The sequence below is a fragment of the Mammaliicoccus sp. P-M59 genome (assembly GCF_022386135.1).
GTDB classification, from domain to species: domain Bacteria; phylum Bacillota; class Bacilli; order Staphylococcales; family Staphylococcaceae; genus Mammaliicoccus; species Mammaliicoccus sciuri_A.
In genome coordinates this window covers 126,579-144,363 of the sequence record NZ_JAJNJJ010000007.1, presented here as the reverse complement: position 1 = coordinate 144,363, position 17,785 = coordinate 126,579, and the positions used below count along the sequence as shown (strand labels likewise).

General features: G+C 34.3%; 18 protein-coding genes. 2 read left to right on the top strand and 16 right to left on the bottom strand.

Annotated elements, in window-relative coordinates; translation table 11 throughout:
* Window positions 1–89 precede the first annotated feature (89 nt).
* Complete coding sequence (locus LQ617_RS11820) at window positions 90–1,130, top strand: SDR family oxidoreductase (RefSeq protein WP_239740459.1); 1,041 nt, start codon at window positions 90–92, stop codon at window positions 1,128–1,130.
* Window positions 1,131–1,547: 417 nt separating this feature from the next.
* On the opposite strand, the gene moaA is transcribed toward LQ617_RS11820, so the two are convergent.
* The 6 genes from moaA to LQ617_RS11790 are packed head-to-tail and all read right to left on the bottom strand — an operon-like array spanning window position 1,548 to window position 5,602.
* A complete protein-coding gene (moaA, locus tag LQ617_RS11815) occupies window positions 1,548–2,570 on the bottom strand; it encodes a GTP 3',8-cyclase MoaA (protein WP_037589029.1) in 1,023 nt (340 codons plus the stop codon).
* A 28-nt stretch (window positions 2,571–2,598) separates the two neighbouring features.
* Entirely contained in the window at window positions 2,599–3,189 is a 591-nt protein-coding gene (gene mobA, locus LQ617_RS11810) for a molybdenum cofactor guanylyltransferase MobA (RefSeq protein WP_037589030.1), read from the bottom strand.
* A 7-nt stretch (window positions 3,190–3,196) separates the two neighbouring features.
* The gene (moaD, locus tag LQ617_RS11805; RefSeq protein WP_025906812.1) at window positions 3,197–3,430 is read right to left on the bottom strand and encodes a molybdopterin converting factor subunit 1; all 234 of its coding nucleotides are present in this window, start codon (window positions 3,428–3,430) and stop codon (window positions 3,197–3,199) included.
* Window positions 3,430–3,879 carry a molybdenum cofactor biosynthesis protein MoaE gene (locus LQ617_RS11800; RefSeq protein ID WP_037589118.1) on the bottom strand — a complete coding sequence of 150 codons (450 nt, stop codon included), beginning with the start codon at window positions 3,877–3,879 and terminating at the stop codon, window positions 3,430–3,432. The genes moaD and LQ617_RS11800 overlap by 1 nt, the downstream gene beginning before the upstream one ends.
* A gap of 8 nt (window positions 3,880–3,887) precedes the next feature.
* Window positions 3,888–4,346, bottom strand: coding sequence for a molybdopterin-guanine dinucleotide biosynthesis protein B (gene mobB / locus LQ617_RS11795; RefSeq protein WP_037589031.1), 459 nt, complete (start codon window positions 4,344–4,346; stop codon window positions 3,888–3,890).
* Window positions 4,343–5,602 (bottom strand): molybdopterin molybdotransferase MoeA, encoded by a 1,260-nt coding sequence (locus LQ617_RS11790; RefSeq protein ID WP_159315452.1) that lies wholly within the window; start codon window positions 5,600–5,602, stop codon window positions 4,343–4,345. The genes mobB and LQ617_RS11790 overlap by 4 nt, the downstream gene beginning before the upstream one ends.
* Before the next feature lie 67 nt (window positions 5,603–5,669).
* On the opposite strand from LQ617_RS11790, the gene moaC reads away from it, so the two are divergent.
* On the top strand, window positions 5,670–6,149 hold the full coding sequence (gene moaC / locus LQ617_RS11785; protein ID WP_037589034.1) for a cyclic pyranopterin monophosphate synthase MoaC: 480 nt from the start codon (window positions 5,670–5,672) through the stop codon (window positions 6,147–6,149).
* Here the strand turns inward: moaC and LQ617_RS11780 are convergent, their stop codons facing one another.
* The 10 genes from LQ617_RS11780 to LQ617_RS11735 form a co-directional block, all read right to left on the bottom strand.
* The gene (locus tag LQ617_RS11780; RefSeq protein ID WP_037589035.1) at window positions 6,150–6,650 is read right to left on the bottom strand and encodes a MogA/MoaB family molybdenum cofactor biosynthesis protein; all 501 of its coding nucleotides are present in this window, start codon (window positions 6,648–6,650) and stop codon (window positions 6,150–6,152) included.
* A gap of 11 nt (window positions 6,651–6,661) precedes the next feature.
* Window positions 6,662–7,663: a ThiF family adenylyltransferase gene (locus LQ617_RS11775; protein WP_025906818.1), complete on the bottom strand. Its 1,002-nt coding sequence runs from the start codon at window positions 7,661–7,663 to the stop codon at window positions 6,662–6,664.
* Between the two features lie 122 nt (window positions 7,664–7,785).
* On the bottom strand, window positions 7,786–8,946 hold the full coding sequence (locus LQ617_RS11770; RefSeq protein ID WP_239740458.1) for a nitrate/nitrite transporter: 1,161 nt from the start codon (window positions 8,944–8,946) through the stop codon (window positions 7,786–7,788).
* Window positions 8,947–9,151: 205 nt separating this feature from the next.
* Window positions 9,152–9,805 (bottom strand): nitrate respiration regulation response regulator NreC, encoded by a 654-nt coding sequence (gene nreC, locus LQ617_RS11765; RefSeq protein ID WP_025906820.1) that lies wholly within the window; start codon window positions 9,803–9,805, stop codon window positions 9,152–9,154.
* A 16-nt stretch (window positions 9,806–9,821) separates the two neighbouring features.
* Window positions 9,822–10,856 carry a sensor histidine kinase gene (locus LQ617_RS11760; protein ID WP_025906821.1) on the bottom strand — a complete coding sequence of 345 codons (1,035 nt, stop codon included), beginning with the start codon at window positions 10,854–10,856 and terminating at the stop codon, window positions 9,822–9,824.
* On the bottom strand, window positions 10,853–11,296 hold the full coding sequence (nreA, locus tag LQ617_RS11755; RefSeq protein ID WP_126477756.1) for a nitrate respiration regulation accessory nitrate sensor NreA: 444 nt from the start codon (window positions 11,294–11,296) through the stop codon (window positions 10,853–10,855). The genes LQ617_RS11760 and nreA overlap by 4 nt, the downstream gene beginning before the upstream one ends.
* Window positions 11,297–11,326: 30 nt before the next feature.
* On the bottom strand, window positions 11,327–12,007 hold the full coding sequence (narI, locus tag LQ617_RS11750) for a respiratory nitrate reductase subunit gamma (RefSeq protein WP_025906823.1): 681 nt from the start codon (window positions 12,005–12,007) through the stop codon (window positions 11,327–11,329).
* Window positions 12,000–12,575 carry a nitrate reductase molybdenum cofactor assembly chaperone gene (gene narJ / locus LQ617_RS11745; protein ID WP_159315455.1) on the bottom strand — a complete coding sequence of 192 codons (576 nt, stop codon included), beginning with the start codon at window positions 12,573–12,575 and terminating at the stop codon, window positions 12,000–12,002. Before narJ ends, narI begins: the two co-directional genes overlap by 8 nt.
* Window positions 12,568–14,124 (bottom strand): nitrate reductase subunit beta, encoded by a 1,557-nt coding sequence (gene narH, locus LQ617_RS11740; RefSeq protein ID WP_025906825.1) that lies wholly within the window; start codon window positions 14,122–14,124, stop codon window positions 12,568–12,570. Before narH ends, narJ begins: the two co-directional genes overlap by 8 nt.
* Window positions 14,114–17,785 carry a nitrate reductase subunit alpha gene (locus LQ617_RS11735; RefSeq protein WP_159315456.1) on the bottom strand — a complete coding sequence of 1,224 codons (3,672 nt, stop codon included), beginning with the start codon at window positions 17,783–17,785 and terminating at the stop codon, window positions 14,114–14,116. Before LQ617_RS11735 ends, narH begins: the two co-directional genes overlap by 11 nt.

Sequence of the window (17,785 nt, the reverse complement as noted above, 5' to 3'; positions counted from 1 at the left end):
ATGTTATATGTGAACACTTATTAAAATACTTTACTTTCAGATAGTCATCGTTCAAAATATAGTCAGAAACTTAGAATCGGAGTGGAAACATGAACATTTTTTTAACAGGTGCTACGGGATTTGTAGGTGCAGAGTTAATACAATCACTTGCAAAAGATGCACAAAAGCAATTTTACGTATTATACAGGAGTGAGCAGAAGAAAGACCAATTGCTCAATAAATTAAAACCATCGTATCATTCAAGAATTCACTTTATTAATGGAGACATTACAGAAACATTATGTGGCGTGTCTGAAAGTGATATTGAAACGATACCTCAAATAGATAAATTTTATCATTTAGCTGCACTCGTCAAATTTAATTTCGAACTTGCAGATGATCTTTATCAAATCAATTATATCGGTACACAACATGCTTTGGACTTAGCAGAACAAATACAAACAAAGCATTTTTTATATGTTTCAACAGCCTATACGGTCGGTGAACAAGAACTCGGTAATGAAGTACTACATTCAATCGATTCACCTACAAATAATCCTTATGAAGCGACTAAAATTAAAGCTGAACATATCGTGATGCAAAGAAAAACAATGGAAACTTCAATTATTCGTCCAGCAATCATAATAGGCGATTCCGTAACAGGAGAAGCTGATTCAAACTTTACGCTGTATGGCTTTATGAAAGCATTAAAAGTCTTCAAAAGACGTGTAGAAAAAAAGAAAGATCATTCAATATATAGACTATTTGGAGATGCAAGTCATACGTCAAATTTCGTACCCGTTGATTATGTTGTACAAGTACTCACAGTAGCATGTGATTATGCAGAAAATCATAAGATTTATCACGCAACCAATCAGAACCCACCATCAAATGACTTTATATTTGAGACAATTAAGAAACACTTAGACTTCCATCAATTAGAAGTTGCACCAATGAGTGAAATAAACACAATAACAGATGAAGAAAGAGTGCTGAATAGTTTTATCGATGTATTCGCACCTTACTTTTCTAAATCTATCAAATTTAATGATGAGAATACTGAAGAAATGCTCAAAAAAGCTAACGAACAAACACTCGTACTTTCAAAAGAAACGTTGGATATGATTATCGGAAAATATTTTATGAAATAGTAAAACAAGCTAGGATAATGAGAATATCCTAGCTTGTTTTAGTTATATTAGAATGTGCTAACTTCCATTATTCCGAATTGTGGTAATTAGAACGCTGTAACTTCCATTATTCCGAATTGTGGTAATTAGAATCAGCTAACTTCCATTATTCTGAATTGTGGTAATTAGAACGCTGTAACTTTCATTATTCCGAATTCTGGTAATTAGAACGCTGTAACTTCCATTATTCTGAATTCTGGTAATTAGATGGGCGCTCAATTAGGGACACTTCTCGGAATTCTGTCCATAACAGCACCTCTTAGAGACATTTCTCGGAATTCTGTCCCTAACGATACCTCTTAGGGACACTTCTCAGAATTCTGTCCCTAACAGCACCTCTTACGGACATTTCTCGGAATTCTGTCCCTAACTTCTAATCTAACCACCTATATAGTTCATATTAATTTTATTTTTCTTTCGTCTTGCTACTGTAGCTGCTGTTCGTTCATCTGAGTATCTGTCATCTCTTATATTCCATAAATACTTTAATGTGCTTAATAATTCTTCGTCTGTCTTGCCGCTTCTTAGCTCTGATTTTATATCATAGCCATTTTTTTCAGCAAATAAACAGCCATAAAATTTACCGTCAGATGAAATTCTTGCTCGTGTACATGATGAACAAAATGATGCTGACACACTCGTGATCAAACCAAATTGTGCGCCGTTATCTTTATGGCGATAGTATGTTGCAACTTCTCCAAAATAATTGGCGTCCACTGGTTCTACATCATAGGCTGAAGAAATGATATTTAACATTTCTTTCTTAGTGACAACTTTATCAAAATTCCACCCGTTATCATTACCTACATCCATAAATTCTATAAATCTTACGATAATGTTTTTCTCTTTAAAATGCTCAACAAGTGGTAGTATTTCTTGGTCGTTCACCCCTTTTTGGATCACGACATTCACTTTAACTTTTAAACCAATTCTCACTGCATAATCTATTTGATCGAGTATTTGAGAAGCGGATATTTGACGATTATTAATCGATTTAAATAATTCATCATCCATTGCGTCTATACTTACATTCACTCTTCGTAGTCCTGCATTGTATAAATTCAATCCATGTTTTTTTAACAACATACCATTTGTTGTTAGTCCGATGTCTTCGATACCTTCTATTTTGTTCAAAGCTTCTACAAGCTCATATAGATTTCGTCTTAGAAGTGGCTCTCCGCCTGTAATTCTAATTTTCTTTACACCAAGTGAGCTGTATAACTTCGATAATCTCGTAATTTCTTCAAAACTCAATAATTCTTCTTTAGGTAAGAAGACGTAATCATCCCCAAAAATTTCTTTAGGCATACAGTAATCACAACGAAAATTACATCGGTCGGTAACGGATATTCTTAAATCTCTAATTGGTCTTCCTAATTTATCTTTGATAGGTTGATGCATCGTAACGCCCCCTCTACCTATACAATCGTTAAGACTCGGCTTTTTCTAAATCTTCAATGTAATTTATATTTTGGTACCAATTAGTTGAATCTTTCACATTTGATACATCTAACCATTGTGAAGGTTTCTTTTCATATATATCTTTCATTCTAAAAGCTTCATGGTCTAACGCTTCTTTAATGTCCGCTTCAACACGATGACTATAAAATGCTAACGTCGGCATTTTTTTACCATTTGCTTCGTATCCAGCAATGTCTAGCTGTTCTTCCATTACACGCGAAATAAAAAATTGATATAAATGACTAATCGCTTTTTCGGTAATTTTAGGTGTATCGCAAGCAATCACAAAATAACATTCCGAATCATGTTTTTGCATCACGCTATAAATCCCACCTAAAGGACCATTATTTTTGTACTTTGATAAATCTACGACAACATCATGGTGATTGAATGAATCTTTCAATTCTTCACTCGTACTAATCACAACTTTTTCAAATAAATTCGTTTGATTTAAAGTTTGAATGATTTTCTCATAAAAAACTTCTCCATTAATTGTCGCTAACGCTTTTGGTGAACCAAATCTACTGGACTTACCGCCAGCTAGAACTATTGCTATCATTTTCTCTTTACCCTCCACTAACTGGTGGAATCAATGCAACAACATCTTGGTCTGTTATAACACTTGATTCTTGCACAAATTCCTCATTTACAGCAACTTGAAAAGTTTCATCCTTTAACTCTGGATGCTTCTCAACTAAATATTGCTTAAAGTTTAACACAGAGTAGTCTTGGTTAAGAGTTATTTGCTCTTCATTTATGTTTATTATTTCTTTTAAATGAGCAAAATACAATACTTTCATTATTCACCCTCCATTTGAATAGAAGAATGGTAATGTTTTTGACTGCCTTGCCATTCTTCCCCATCTTCCCAGATTTCTTTTTTCCAGATTGGTACGATTTCTTTAATCCTTTCAATCGCATATTCATTCGCTTTATAAGCATCTTTTCTATGCGGTGAAGATACACTGATAACAACAGCTATATCTGAAATTTGTAATTCACCAATTCTATGTGCAATTGCAACTATTGTACCTGGCCATTTTTCTTTAATTTCATCACCTATTTGAGCTAATTTCTTCTCTGCCATTGGGATGTATGCCTCATAAGCTAAGTACTCTGTCTTAATGCCTTTTGTCCATTCTCTCACATGGCCTGTAAAGACAACAACTGCACCTTGCTTTTCATTGAGTGTCCAGTTTCTGTATTGTTCAGGATTTATTGGATCATTGACGATTTCAAATTGTTTCACTTCTACACCTACTTTTTCAACCAATTTTCAAACCAAACTATAAAGTCTTTCTTTGCCTCAAGATTAAACGCATCAAACTGATATACGATATTGGGTAATGTTTGTGCTAAATCTTCAGATTGCTTCGTCAAAAGTACTTTAGGAAAATGATCATGCTTAAATCCTTCAATTAATAGCACATCAGGCTCAACAGACAAATCTTCATCTATTATTTGCTGCAATGACTTCTCTTCATACGTTACTCTCTCTATTAATTGTTTACCCAACACGATACTTTCTTTAGCACCGCTATTAATAAACGTTAAACTGTCTACTTCTTTATGATTTAAAGAAATTTCGTCTGCACCGTGCCCATGATGTTTAATTGTAGATACTGTTAATTGCTGACTGCGACATTCTTTAATTAATTCATTTATTAATGTTGTTTTACCACTATTTTTATAACCAACTATTTGTAATATCTTCATAGTGTTAATTTACTTTCATATGACTGATGATCCGTTAATAGAACTTTCACATCGTCATCTTTTTGATAGCCTCTTGTCCCACCAGGTAAAATAATCATACCATTACTTTTAGCAATCGCGACAACCGCATTTGATTTATTAAATCCTGACGGTTCAGCATAAACACCTTGTGAAGTGAATGATAATTTACCTCTAATAAATCTCGTAAATGGGTTAGCTTTTTTAAAGTCTTCATTCAACTTCGCATCTATAATAACTGGGTAAATAGCATCAGCAGACATCATTTTTTGAATGGTTGGCTTTGTAAACAAATGAAATCCTGAGTAACAAGCTGATGGATTCCCTGATAAACCAAACAACATCTTCTCATCTTTGTAAGCAACCGTTGTTACGCTACCTGGTCTCATTTGCACTTTATTAAAGAGCACTGTTGCACCAATTGCATCATACACTTTCGGTAAATAGTCAAAGTCTCCAACTGATACCCCACCTGTTGTAATCACGATATCATGCTCAGACATTGCTTTTTCAACAATATCAATGCACCCTTGTAAGTTATCTTCTTGAATGTTATATGTAGTAGCTTCGATATCAACTTCTTTACATAACGATTCAATCATAGGACCATTTGAATTTCTAATCTTACCTGGTTCTAATGGATCATTTGGTCCTACTAACTCGCTACCTGTTGCGATGACGGCAACGGTTGGCTTTTTGGATACTTTAACAGTTTGGTAACCAAATGTTGCCAACACTGCAATAACACCACTATTAATACGCTGTCCTTTATGTAAGACGTATTCATTTTCTTTACATTCTTCGCCTTGAAACGCAACATTTTCACCTTCCGTAAATGGTTTACGAATAGTAAATCCTGTTTCTGTTTCCACTGTTTGTTCAAACATTACAACTGCATCTGCACCTTCTGGTATAGGTGCGCCAGTCATAATACGTACCGCTTCTCCACTATTTAAAGTCACATTTGAAGCTGTTCCAGCACCGATATGATCTACAACTTTAAATGATATTCTATTCTCTCCTGATGCCCCTTTAGAATCAGCACTTTTAATTGCAAACCCATCGTAAGGTGATTTATCAAATCGAGGAATATCGTAAGTTGCTTTAATATCTTCAGCAAGTATATAGTTTAAACTTTCATTTATTGATACTGTTTCTGTCTCTAACTGCTTTACTACTTTGATAACACGTTCAATTGCTTCTTTCACTGGTATAGGTGTTCTCATTTCAACTGTCAATTGTCTACACTCCCTATCAATTTATTTAAACTTACATGTTATAATATCTTTAGAAAGGATGATGATTTTGTCTGAATTTACACATTTTAATGAGCAAGGCCATGCAAAAATGGTCGATGTCTCAGATAAAGAAACAAGCACACGTATCGCAATTGCAAACTCAAGTATTAAAGTAAATCAAACAATCTATGATCAAATAAAAAATGCAACAAATAAAAAAGGCGATGTACTTGGTACAGCACAAATTGCTGGCATTATGGCTGCTAAAAATACAAGCCAATTGATACCTATGTGTCACCCACTTCAATTAACAGGCATCGATATCTCTTATGAATGGGATAAAGATGAACCATACACAATAAATATTTCAGCAACCGTTAAGACGAAAGGTCAAACGGGTGTAGAAATGGAAGCTTTAACTGCTGCAAGTGTTACAGCTTTAACAATATATGATATGTGTAAAGCCGTTGATAAAGGCATGGTTATTGGTGAAACATATTTATCTTATAAGACTGGTGGCAAAAATGGCGACTTCAAACGCCAATAGTTATTTATTAAGCTCATGTACTAAATGATTCAATTCTTTAGTTATGAGCTTTTCCATTGCTAATTTAACTGCACCTGTAGAACCCGGTATTGAAATAATTACTTGATGCCCGACTGTACCTGCAATTGCTCTAGAAAGTATCGCTCTCGTACCTACATCTTCTGTATAACTTAAATATCTAAATATCTCACCGAATCCTTCTATTTCTTTATCTAGTAAAGGCTTAATCGCCTCGATCGTCACATCTCTTTGACTAATACCTGTACCGCCAGTTGTAATAATGGCGTCAACATCATTATTAAGCCACTCATTCACTTGCGTTTGAATTTCAGTGACATCATCTTTAACAATTTGATAATGCCCTTCTTTAATTTCAACATTGAGATCTTTCAAATATTGTTGAACAAGTTGTCCACCTTTATCTGTTTCTTTCGTTCTCGTATCACTTACGGTTAAAACTGCCACATTTATAAGACGATCTATTCTATTAACTACACTCATCGATTTAACTCCTATCCAAACATATTCTCAACAAACTGTCTGCCTTCTTCTACAGAATCCAAATCATGAATTAATAACCTACCATTATTAAATGCTACGACACGATGGTCATCGTATAAATACTGAATCATATACGCATTAGAACGATGCAATAATCCATTTTGAGCAACAAACTTTTCAATAGCTGGTCGATTAAGTTTCTCGTTTATATATTGAACAGTATGACGGCCACATAATTCAGTTAGTTGTTTGTCTGAATTTGATAATTTGGAATAAGTTGGTTCTGCTCCACAAGTCTCACAATCGTCTCGTTTCATTTGTTCAAATCCAAATGATTGATGTTCACCGAACCAAACGTCACCGTACGTAATTTTAGGTGTAAATGAATAACCAGCCAATATTTTAAGTGCATCTGCAACTTGTAAACTTGCTGCCATTGTTACTGCCGGATTTATCACGCCTACTGTATCACAAGTTCTATTAATCACTGGCAATTGTGGTAATACACAGTTGAAGCAAGGTGTTTCTTTAGGCACAAAAGTCGCTTGAACATATGTAGATTCTAAGCATGCGCCATATATCCACGGAATATTCATCTTGTACGCAAAATCATTAATAATTTGTCTTGTATTAAAATTATCTGTCGCATCAATAATAATGTTTGAGTAACGCGCAACTTCATGTAATAACTTTGCATCACATTGCGCAATATAAGATTTTATTGTAATGTCTTCACGAATTTTCTTTAAATGTCTTTCTGCTGCTACAACTTTAGGTAGCATTTCTTTAATATCATTCTCTATAAATAATGTTTGTCTTTGTAAGTTTGACGATTCAACATAATCTCGATCAATAATATTGAGTCTCTTTATACCCGACCTAGTCAACTGTTCAGCAACATGTGTACCAAGTGCACCCATGCCTACAATAGTGACACTCGCTTGTTCAATTCTTTCTTGACCTTGTTCTCCAATTTTATCGAATAAAATTTGACGAGAATAACGTTCGTTCATTTATATCAACCTTTCACGAATCTCTTTAACTCTATTATAGAGTTAAACGCTTTTATCCTCAATTAATTGTAAGGCTGAGGCAAAACATTGCCTCAGCCTTTTTAATTTTTTAAGACAAACAACTAAACATGCTTTCTTTCTATTTTAGTCATATGCATCATTGTAATGAGTGCAAGCACACCAAATATAGCAAGCATAAAGAATGCTAAATGATTTGAACCAGTCAAACTCGTTACTAACGTTATAATTAATGGTGGGAAGAATCCGCCGAGACCACCCATCATAGATACGATTCCGTTTACAACACCTGCTTCTTTTGTGAAGTATGTCGGCACAAGTTTAAATACAAGTCCATTACCAATACATGCACAAACACTTACCGTCAAACATCCAATTGTAAACAAGATGAGATGATGTGATATTGAAAGGACGATTGCGCCCGCTATTAAGCCGATAAAGAATATTTTCAATACGTTTAAAGCATTAAATTTATCTCCTAACATACCACCAATTGGTCTAAGTAATGTTGCGATTGCAATAAAGATACCTGTTCTAATACCAGCATCTACTTTATCAATTTCAAAATGACTCACTAAAAAGTTCGGCAAGAATAAACCAAATGCAACAAATGCACCAAACGTAATAAAATACCAGAAACTAAAATAGTAAAGTTTATAGTTATTGATGACTTGCTTCGTTTGTGAAATCATTGGAATTTTTACTTTAGGTTCTTCTTTATCTCCAAAGATAAACATTAATACTGCGAAGATAAGTAATACGATTAAATAAAGTTGTACAGTATGTTGCCATCCGATAATGCCTGCTATTGGAGGCGCTAAAAATGATGATACAGCTGTCCCTAAATTACCCATTCCATAAATACCATTCGCAAAACCATGCTTTTCTTTTGGAAAATATTTAGGAATAGAAGTAACACCTACTGAAAAGATTGCACCACCGAGACCTATAAAGAATCCTGCAATCATCAATCCTGTAGTTGAATGTGCTTGGCTTAAATAAAATACTGGAAATAATAAAATAATAAAACTCACTAAAAATACAAGTCTAGAACCTAATAAGTTCGTATAGTAGCCAATTGGTATTCTTAAAATCGATCCTAAAATAACGGGTATTGCTAAAATAATAGCTTTCTGACCTTCTTCTACACTTATATCTTGTGTAATATAAGGCATTAAAGGTGCCAGTATACTCCAAACCATAAATCCTGCCATTAAACTAAAGGTTTGAAGTGGTAGTTGAACTTTTCCTAAGTTGTTTCTCATGTTTTTCACCCTTCGAAATTAATCTTTATGTATAATCTTTCCAATATTATTGTAGGTTATTTGTGAAAAAGTGCACATAAGGATATCCCCTTATTGAAACATGGAAAATCCCTATATTCATTTATAAAAATTAATCCAATAAAAAACATAAAAAGACCTGATAAACTAAGGTTTTTAAGCCGCAATTTATCAGGTCAGTTTCATTTTAGAAATCTAATAATTTTTTCTTCATAGCATATTCAACTAATTCTGGACGCGATTTTAAACCGAGTTTATCCATAATTCGCGCTTTATGTGCTTCAATCGTTTTGACAGAAACAAATAATTTCTCCGCAATTTCTTTATTACCATAGCCCTTTGCGATTAAAGGTAAGATTTCTAGTTCTCTTTGAGACAATATTTTAAATGGATCAGAAGTACTTTGCTCATTGTTATCTTGATGATTAAAGAGTTCATTTACGAGTGAACTTGTAACTTTAGAATCAATATACATATCGCCTCTATATATCGTTCTTACAGCATGTATTAACTCTTCATCTGGTGCATTTTTTAAAATATATCCTTTAGCACCACTTCTTAATACATGAAATAAATATTCTTCATCATCAAACATCGTTAATATTAATATTTTAGTTTGCTTAAAGTCTTCTGCTATTTTACCAGTTGCGATTAATCCTGATTCACCAGGTGGCATACTTAAATCCATGATCAATACATCTGGTGAATGTTTTGCAACCATTTGATATGCTTCTATACCATCTGCAGCTGTCGCAACAACTTCCATGTCTTCTTGATAATTCAAAATCATTGAAAAGCCTGTTCTCACCACTGCATGATCATCTGCTATTACGATTTTCATATATACCACCCACCATTTATGCTATTGGTACATTCAATTTAATATTTGTACCTTTTTTAAGTTTACTTTCGATATTGATTTTACCGCCAACAATTTCAGCACGTTCTTTCATACCATATATACCAAGTCCTGAACCTTTTGGCTGACTACCTAATACAAATCCATTCCCTTGGTCAGCAATTTCAACTTCTATTTCATTGCCATCACAAGACATATGAACATCAACACTATCCACATTAGCATACTTCAATGCATTAAACACCGCTTCTTGTACAATTCTATATACGACCGTTTCAATCTCCGTATTAAAACGTTTAATAGACGAATCATAATGATAGTGAACATGGAAACCGAAATTTTTCTCAAGCTGTTTAAAATATGACTTAAATGCTGCGTCTAATCCAAGGTCATCTAATGATGAAGGTCTTAGTTCTAAAGATAAGTTTCTAATATCATCGATTAATCGAGACATTAACGTTTCAATATGTTGAGACTGCTGCTTCAATTCGTCAATATCATTCTGATATTTCAATAATCTAAGTTCAACACTGACATTAAGCAATTCTTGAACAACACCATCGTGTAACTCTCTAGAAATTCTTTTACGCTCGTTTTCTTGTGCGGATATTGTTTTTTGGATCATCGTTTGTTGATGTAATTTCTGTTGTCTTTCAATTTGTGGCGATACATTTTGTAATGTATACACTTTAACATCGTCTTCTTGACTAATCGTTTGATAAGTCGCTGTAAAAGGTTCAACAGTCCCACTATTTGTCTGCATAAACACTTGAAAACTAGTGTTGCCAATTTTTGAAGACTCTAAAAAGCAGTCTCTACATGATTGTAAGGCATATTCATTTGAATAACCTTCACATCTACTACAAATGGCATGTGTCAATGATGATTGATTGTCTTCAGAGATTACTCTTCGGGCAGCTTCATTCATATTAATTACCTGTCCTTTACTATTTAAAAACACAATCATTTCACTCGTTTTTTCATAGTATTGTTTTAATATATCCATTAATATTGAAGCATCTTCTGAACTCATGCATTCATCATATCCTTTCCATAAAATGGTCCAAAGCGATTAAAATCATTTATATCTATTTCAGGAAATTGTTTTTCATCACGTTGTCCAAGCAAGAGCACACCACATACTCGATACTTTTTCCATAATGGAATTGCAAGTAATGATGTTAATTGTTCACTTTGAACAATCGGATAGTTAAAGGGTTGATCATGATAAGGACTTTCTTTCAAATCACGAATTTCAATAGGTTTACCACTTTTAATCACAATCCCTGCTATCCCTCTTCCGCTTCTTAAAACAATGTTTTGATATCTATGATTTAAATTTCCAGATACATATTGCCACTTAATATGAAAGTGAGCAGCGTCTTCAGAAGTCATAGCTAATCCGACAAAATCAACACCATAAGTACTACGAATAAGATCCAAATGTTCCTGAAAATTAAAATCATTAGACATTTTAAACACCTCGACTTTTTTACTTATAGTTTAATTCGTTTTATGTTTTCTGTAAATAATGTAACTTCTACTGAAGTAATTAAGTGGCACACTCCAAACATGTACCAATCTCGTAAATGGCCATAAACTTGTAATTAAAAATCCTAAAATAATATGCGTCTTAAATGTTAAAGGTACGTCATTCATTAAAGCAACATCCGGTTTAAAGATTAATAAACCTCTAAACCAAACAGAAATTGTTTGTCTATAATCAAAGTCTGGTGTTGTCGCGTTCGTCCATAACGTTGAAATACACCCCATCAATACGATCACTAACAATAATATATTTACTATAATGTCCGAAGCTGAACTTAGCCTTCTTACATTTTGTTTCGTAATTCTTCTAGCTGTTAACAGAACCATACCGATTAATGTCACAATACCGAAAATACTTCCAATATAAACTGCACCGATATGATATAAATGATCATTAACGCCGACACTACTTAACCATTCTGCAGGTATGCCTAAACCAACTATATGTCCAAATATAACTGGAATAATACCTAAGTGAAATAAAATACTTCCCCACATCAATTGTTTCTTCTCAATAAACTCACTAGACTTTGCTGTCCATGAAAATTGATCATATTTAAATCTGAATAAATGACCAATAATAAAAATAGCGATACATAAATAAGGATAGATAACCCATATAAATTGATTAATCACCGTTGATCACCTTCTCTTGCTCTACTACACATGATTTTAACGTTTCTCTAATTGCTTTAATCAGATGAAAATACGGACTGTTTTGTTTACCTAAAGCTTGAAGCAATCCATATGTCCCATCTTCAATGACCATCACAACTAGCGTTAAACTTTCTTGTGCACGATCGTCACCTCTCCACTCTGCAGCATATAAGAATTCAAGCATAAGTGGTAAAAAATCTGACAGTTCATTTTGAGGCATTTCTAGCCCGAACATTTCATAAAGTACTTTTAATCTTGCTAGCATTTGACCACGTTCTTTTTGTTCCGTTAGTTTATTGTACGTCATATATAACGTCGTCTTTTTTTCAAAATCAAACGTTCTTGTATATACTTCTTGAATATCATCTAAAGATATATCATGCATATTTTCCCAATATTGCTTAATGTCACGATAAGCCGGATGATTGGTATCAAAAGCTTTATCAAATGCTTTAGGATGAAAATCGAGCTTTTCTGGATAAGTTAACTGGTTACTAAAAAACCCAAAGCTTTCTTTAAGTTGATATAATGCATCTAAATTAATCACGGAAAATCCCTCCATAGAAGTTCTCATTATATATTTCTTGTCCGGATTTTTGCTCTGATAATCCTTGAACACCACAACCATCACAATTTGAGCCAAACATTTCGCCACCATATCCTTGGCTACCTTGTGCTCTGTAAGTATCCATGTAACCTTCTTTATGGGATGTCGGTACAACAAAACGATCTTCATGTTTAGCAATCGCGAGTAATCTATACATCGATTTCGTTTGTCTTTCCGTAAGTCCTACGCGTTCAAGTCTTGAAATATCAAAGTCTTTACCACTTGATTTAGCTCTCATATAACTACGCATCATCGCCATTTTTTGCAATGCTTCTTTAACTGTCTTCGTATCACCTGCTGTTAGCATATTTGCTAAATATTGAACAGGTAATCTCATTTCTTCTATTGCTGGGAAAATCATATCTGGATTTCTAATAGAATCTTTACCTTCAAAGTAATTCATAATCGGACTTAATGGTGGACAATACCATACCATTGGCAATGTTCGATATTCAGGGTGTAAAGGAAATGCTAATTTATATTCTATTGCCAATTTATATACTGGTGAATTTTGTGCCGCTTCAATCCAATCATGTGAAATACCATCTTTTTCAGCTTGTTGAATAATGTCTTCATCAAATGGATCTAAAAATAGATCAAGTTGTTTTTGATATAAGTCTTTTTCATTTTCTGCAGAAGCTGCTTCTTGAACTTTGTCTGCATCATAAAGTAATACACCTAAATATCTCATACGACCTGTACATGTTTCAGAACATACTGTAGGTAAACCTGCTTCAACTCTAGGAAAACAGAATGTACATTTTTCTGCTTTGTTTGTTTTCCAGTTGAAATATACTTTCTTATAAGGACAACCTGTCATACAATATCTCCAACCACGACATGCATCTTGGTCGACAAGTACAATACCATCTTCATCCCTTTTATACATTGCACCAGATGGACATGATGCAACACAGCTTGGGTTTAAGCAATGTTCACACAATCTTGGTAAATACATCATAAATGTTTGGTCGAAGTTAAATTTAATTTCTTCTTCGATTTTTTGAATGTTTGGATCAGTGGGTCCAGTTACATGAGCACCCGCTAAATCATCTTCCCAGTTTGGTCCCCATTTGATATCTAATTTTCTACCTGAAATAACAGATTCAGCTTTTGCTACTGGAGAATGGTTTCCTTCTTTAGCTGTTGTTAAATGTTTATAATTATATGTCCAAGGTTCATAATAATCTTTCATTTCTGGCATATCAGGATTATAGAAAATCTTACCTAATGCAATTTTAGATAGTTTACTACCTGATTTTAATTCTAATTTTCCTTTTTTGTTGAGTACCCAACCACCTTTATAAGTTTCTTGGTCTTCCCAACGTTTCGGATAACCGATACCAGGTTTCGTTTCGACATTATTAAACCATATATATTCAGCGCCTGGTCTATTTGTCCACGTACTTTTACATGTGACACTACATGTATGGCATCCTATACATTTATCTAAATTCATAACCATAGCTACTTGCGCTTTAATCTTCAAGCCAATCTACCTCCTTCATTTTTCTAATGGCAACATATACATCTCTTTGGTTTCCAATTGGCCCATAGTAATTAAAGCCATAACTTATTTGTGCATAACCGCCTACTAATTGCGTAGGTTTCAAGTGGATACGTGTAGGTGCGTTATGTGAACCACCACGAGTATCTGTAATTTCTGATCCAGGTGTCTCAATATGTTTATCTTGTGCGTGATACATAAACATCGTACCTCTAGGCATTCTATGTGATACAACTGCTCTTGCTGTAACGACACCATTTCTGTTATATACTTCTAACCAATCATTATCTTTAATGTCGTTCGCCATTGCGTCTTCTTTCGCAATCCAAACAGTTGGACCACCTCTAAATAACGTCAACATATGCAAATTATCTTGGTATGTTGAATGAATATTCCACTTACCATGTGGCGTTAAATATCGTAATACTAATGTATCCACGCCGCCTTTTATGTTTTTATCTTTCGTACCAAATACCATTGGCGGCAATGTTGGTTTATAGATAGGTAAGTTCTCACCAAACTGTAAGAATACTTCATGATCAATATAATAACTTTGTCTTCCTGTTAACGTTCTAAAAGGTACAAGACGTTCGATATTTGTCGTAAATGGCGAATATCTTCTGCCTAATTTATTCGAACCAGGGAATACTGCTGTCGGTATAACTTCTCTCGGTTGTGCTGTTATATTTTGGAACGTTATTTTTTCTGAAGCACGTTCAGCAGAAATATCTTTCAATGTCATCCCCGTTTGTTGTTCTAGATCATCGTAAGATTTTTGTGATACTTTACCATTTGAAGCTGATGAAACATTCAATATGACATCTGCTACTTTACGTGCTGTATCCATTCTAGGGAGACCATTTTTAACAGTGTCATCTTCCCACGTATCTAACATAATCTTTAATTCATCGTATTGCTCTTTTACTGAGAAACTTACCCCATGAGCCCCGACTTTACCTTTTTCTAATAATGGTCCAACTGATACATATTTATCGTATATAGCTGTATAATCTCTTTCTACAACTGCGAAACCAGGCATTGTCTTACCAGGTATTGCTTCAATTTCACCTTTTGACCAATCTTTAACAATTCCGTAAGGTGTTGAAATTTCTTGTTTAGAATCATGTGCTAAAGGCGTTGTTACAACATCTTTAAATGTGCCTTTCATGTGTGTCTTCGCTAAATCCGAAACAGATTTTGCTAACGTTTTATAAATATCCCAGTCTGATTTTGATTCCCATAATGGGTCAACTGCAGGGTTAAACGGATGTATGAATGGATGCATATCAGTAGAAGAAATATCATGTTTTTCATACCATGTTGCTGCTGGTAATACGACATCTGCATACAATGGTGTTGCTGTCATTCTAAAATCTAGCGCAACTAATAAATCTAATTTGCCGGTTGTTTCTTCTCGCCATACAATTTCTTCTGGTTTATCTGTTTCATTAGGATTTGCTAATAGTCCTGATTTAGTTCCTAATAAATGTTTCATAAAGTACTCTTGTCCTTTTGCAGAACTAGAGATTAAATTTGAACGCCATACGAACAATGTTTTTGGATGATTTTTCTTTGCATCTGGATCTTCTATAGCAAATTTAGTCTTTTTAGATTTTACTGATTCAACTGCTCTTTGAAGAATCGCTTCATTTGAGTCATCTCCTGCATCTTTCGCTTCTTCACCAAAGAGTAAGCTATTACAATCAAATTGCGGATAAGATGGTAGCCATCCTAATCGAGCAGCTAATACGTTATAATCAGCTGGATGTTGATGCTTCAATTCATTTGATAATGGTGACTGTAATTTATCAACACCAGACTCTTCATATTTCCATTGATCCGTTGCAAAATAGAACCAACTTGTAGCATTTTGAAGTCGAGGTGGTCCTTGCCAATCCTTCGCAAAAGCAATCGTAGACCAACCTTCTATCGGACGACATTTTTCTTGACCAACGTAATGCGCCCATCCGCCACCATTTACACCTTGGCATCCGCATAATATAACAAGGTTTAATATAGAGCGGTAAATTGTATCAGAGTTAAACCAGTGATTGATACCTGCCCCCATAATAATCATTGAGCGACCATTTGTATCAACTGCATTTTGTGCAAATTCTCTAGCTACTTGCGTCACAATAGAAGATTTAACACCTGTTACTTTTTCTTGCCATTTAGGCGAATACATTGAATTTTCATCTTCATAACTAGTTGCTTCTAATGGATGATTTAATCTTCTTACGCCATATTGACTTGTCATTAAGTCATATATCGTCGCGATATAAATTGTTTCTCCGTCTTTATTTTCGATTTCTTTAACGATAATAGGTCTTTCAAAAATACCATTTCCTTCATTATCAAAATACGGAAATTGAATTGTCATCACTTTTGATTCATGGTCTTTAAAAGATAAAGCTGGATCTATTTCTTTACCATCTTCACCTACTAAATTTAAGTTCCATTTAACGCCTTCTTCATATCTTTGTCCCATCGTTCCATTAGGTATGACAAATTGTTTACTATTTTTATCGTAAACAACTGGTTTCCATTCTGCGTGTTCTGTTTCCATACCTAAATCACTAGATCTTAAGAAACGACCTGCTTTATAGCCTTCTCCATGTTTATCAAGTTGTATAATAAAAGGCATATCAGTGTATTGTTTAGCATAGTTGATAAACATCTCTTCTTGTTTATCTTCATAATATTCTTGAAGAATGACATGTGTCATGGCTTGTGCTAATGCTGCATCAGTACCAGGATTTGGTGCTAACCAGTTATCAGCAAATTTTACATTTTCAGCATAGTCTGGTGCGACAGACACGACTTTAGTACCTTTGTATCTAACTTCTGTCATAAAATGCGCATCTGGTGTACGCGTTAATGGTACATTCGATCCCCACATAATAATATAACCGGCGTTATACCAATCACTTGATTCAGGTACATCCGTTTGTTCACCCCAAATTTGTGGTGAAGCGGGTGGTAAGTCAGCATACCAATCATAAAAACTAAGCATTTCCCCACCTAATAACGATATAAAACGCGCACCTGAAGCATAGCTAATCATGGACATAGCCGGTATAGGTGTAAATCCAGCAATTCTATCTGGACCATATTTTTTCACAGTATATATAATTTGTGCTGCGATGAGTTGTGTAACATCTCTCCAATTGACGCGAACATGTCCACCTTTACCTCGCGCACTTTTATAAATTTCAGCTTTCTGCTCATCTTCAACAATGGATGCCCAAGCGACAACAGGATCTTCATATTCACTTAATGCAGCTTTCCAAAGTTTCCATAACTTACCTCTAACATAAGGGAATTTCACACGTAATGGACTATATTCATACCATGAAAATGAAGCACCACGCGGACATCCTCTAGGTTCAAACTCAGGCATATCAGGTCCACAAGAAGGATAATCAATTTGTTGATTTTCCCATGTAATCACACCATTTTTCACGAATACTTTCCATGAACAAGAACCTGTACAGTTCACACCATGAGTCGTTCTGACAACTTTATCGTGACTCCATCTTTCTCTGTACATTTTCTCCCATTCTCTACTTTTTTCTTCTAATATAGACCAATTCCCATTAAATTTTTCGGTTGGCTTAAAGAATTTCAAACCTAACTTAGACAT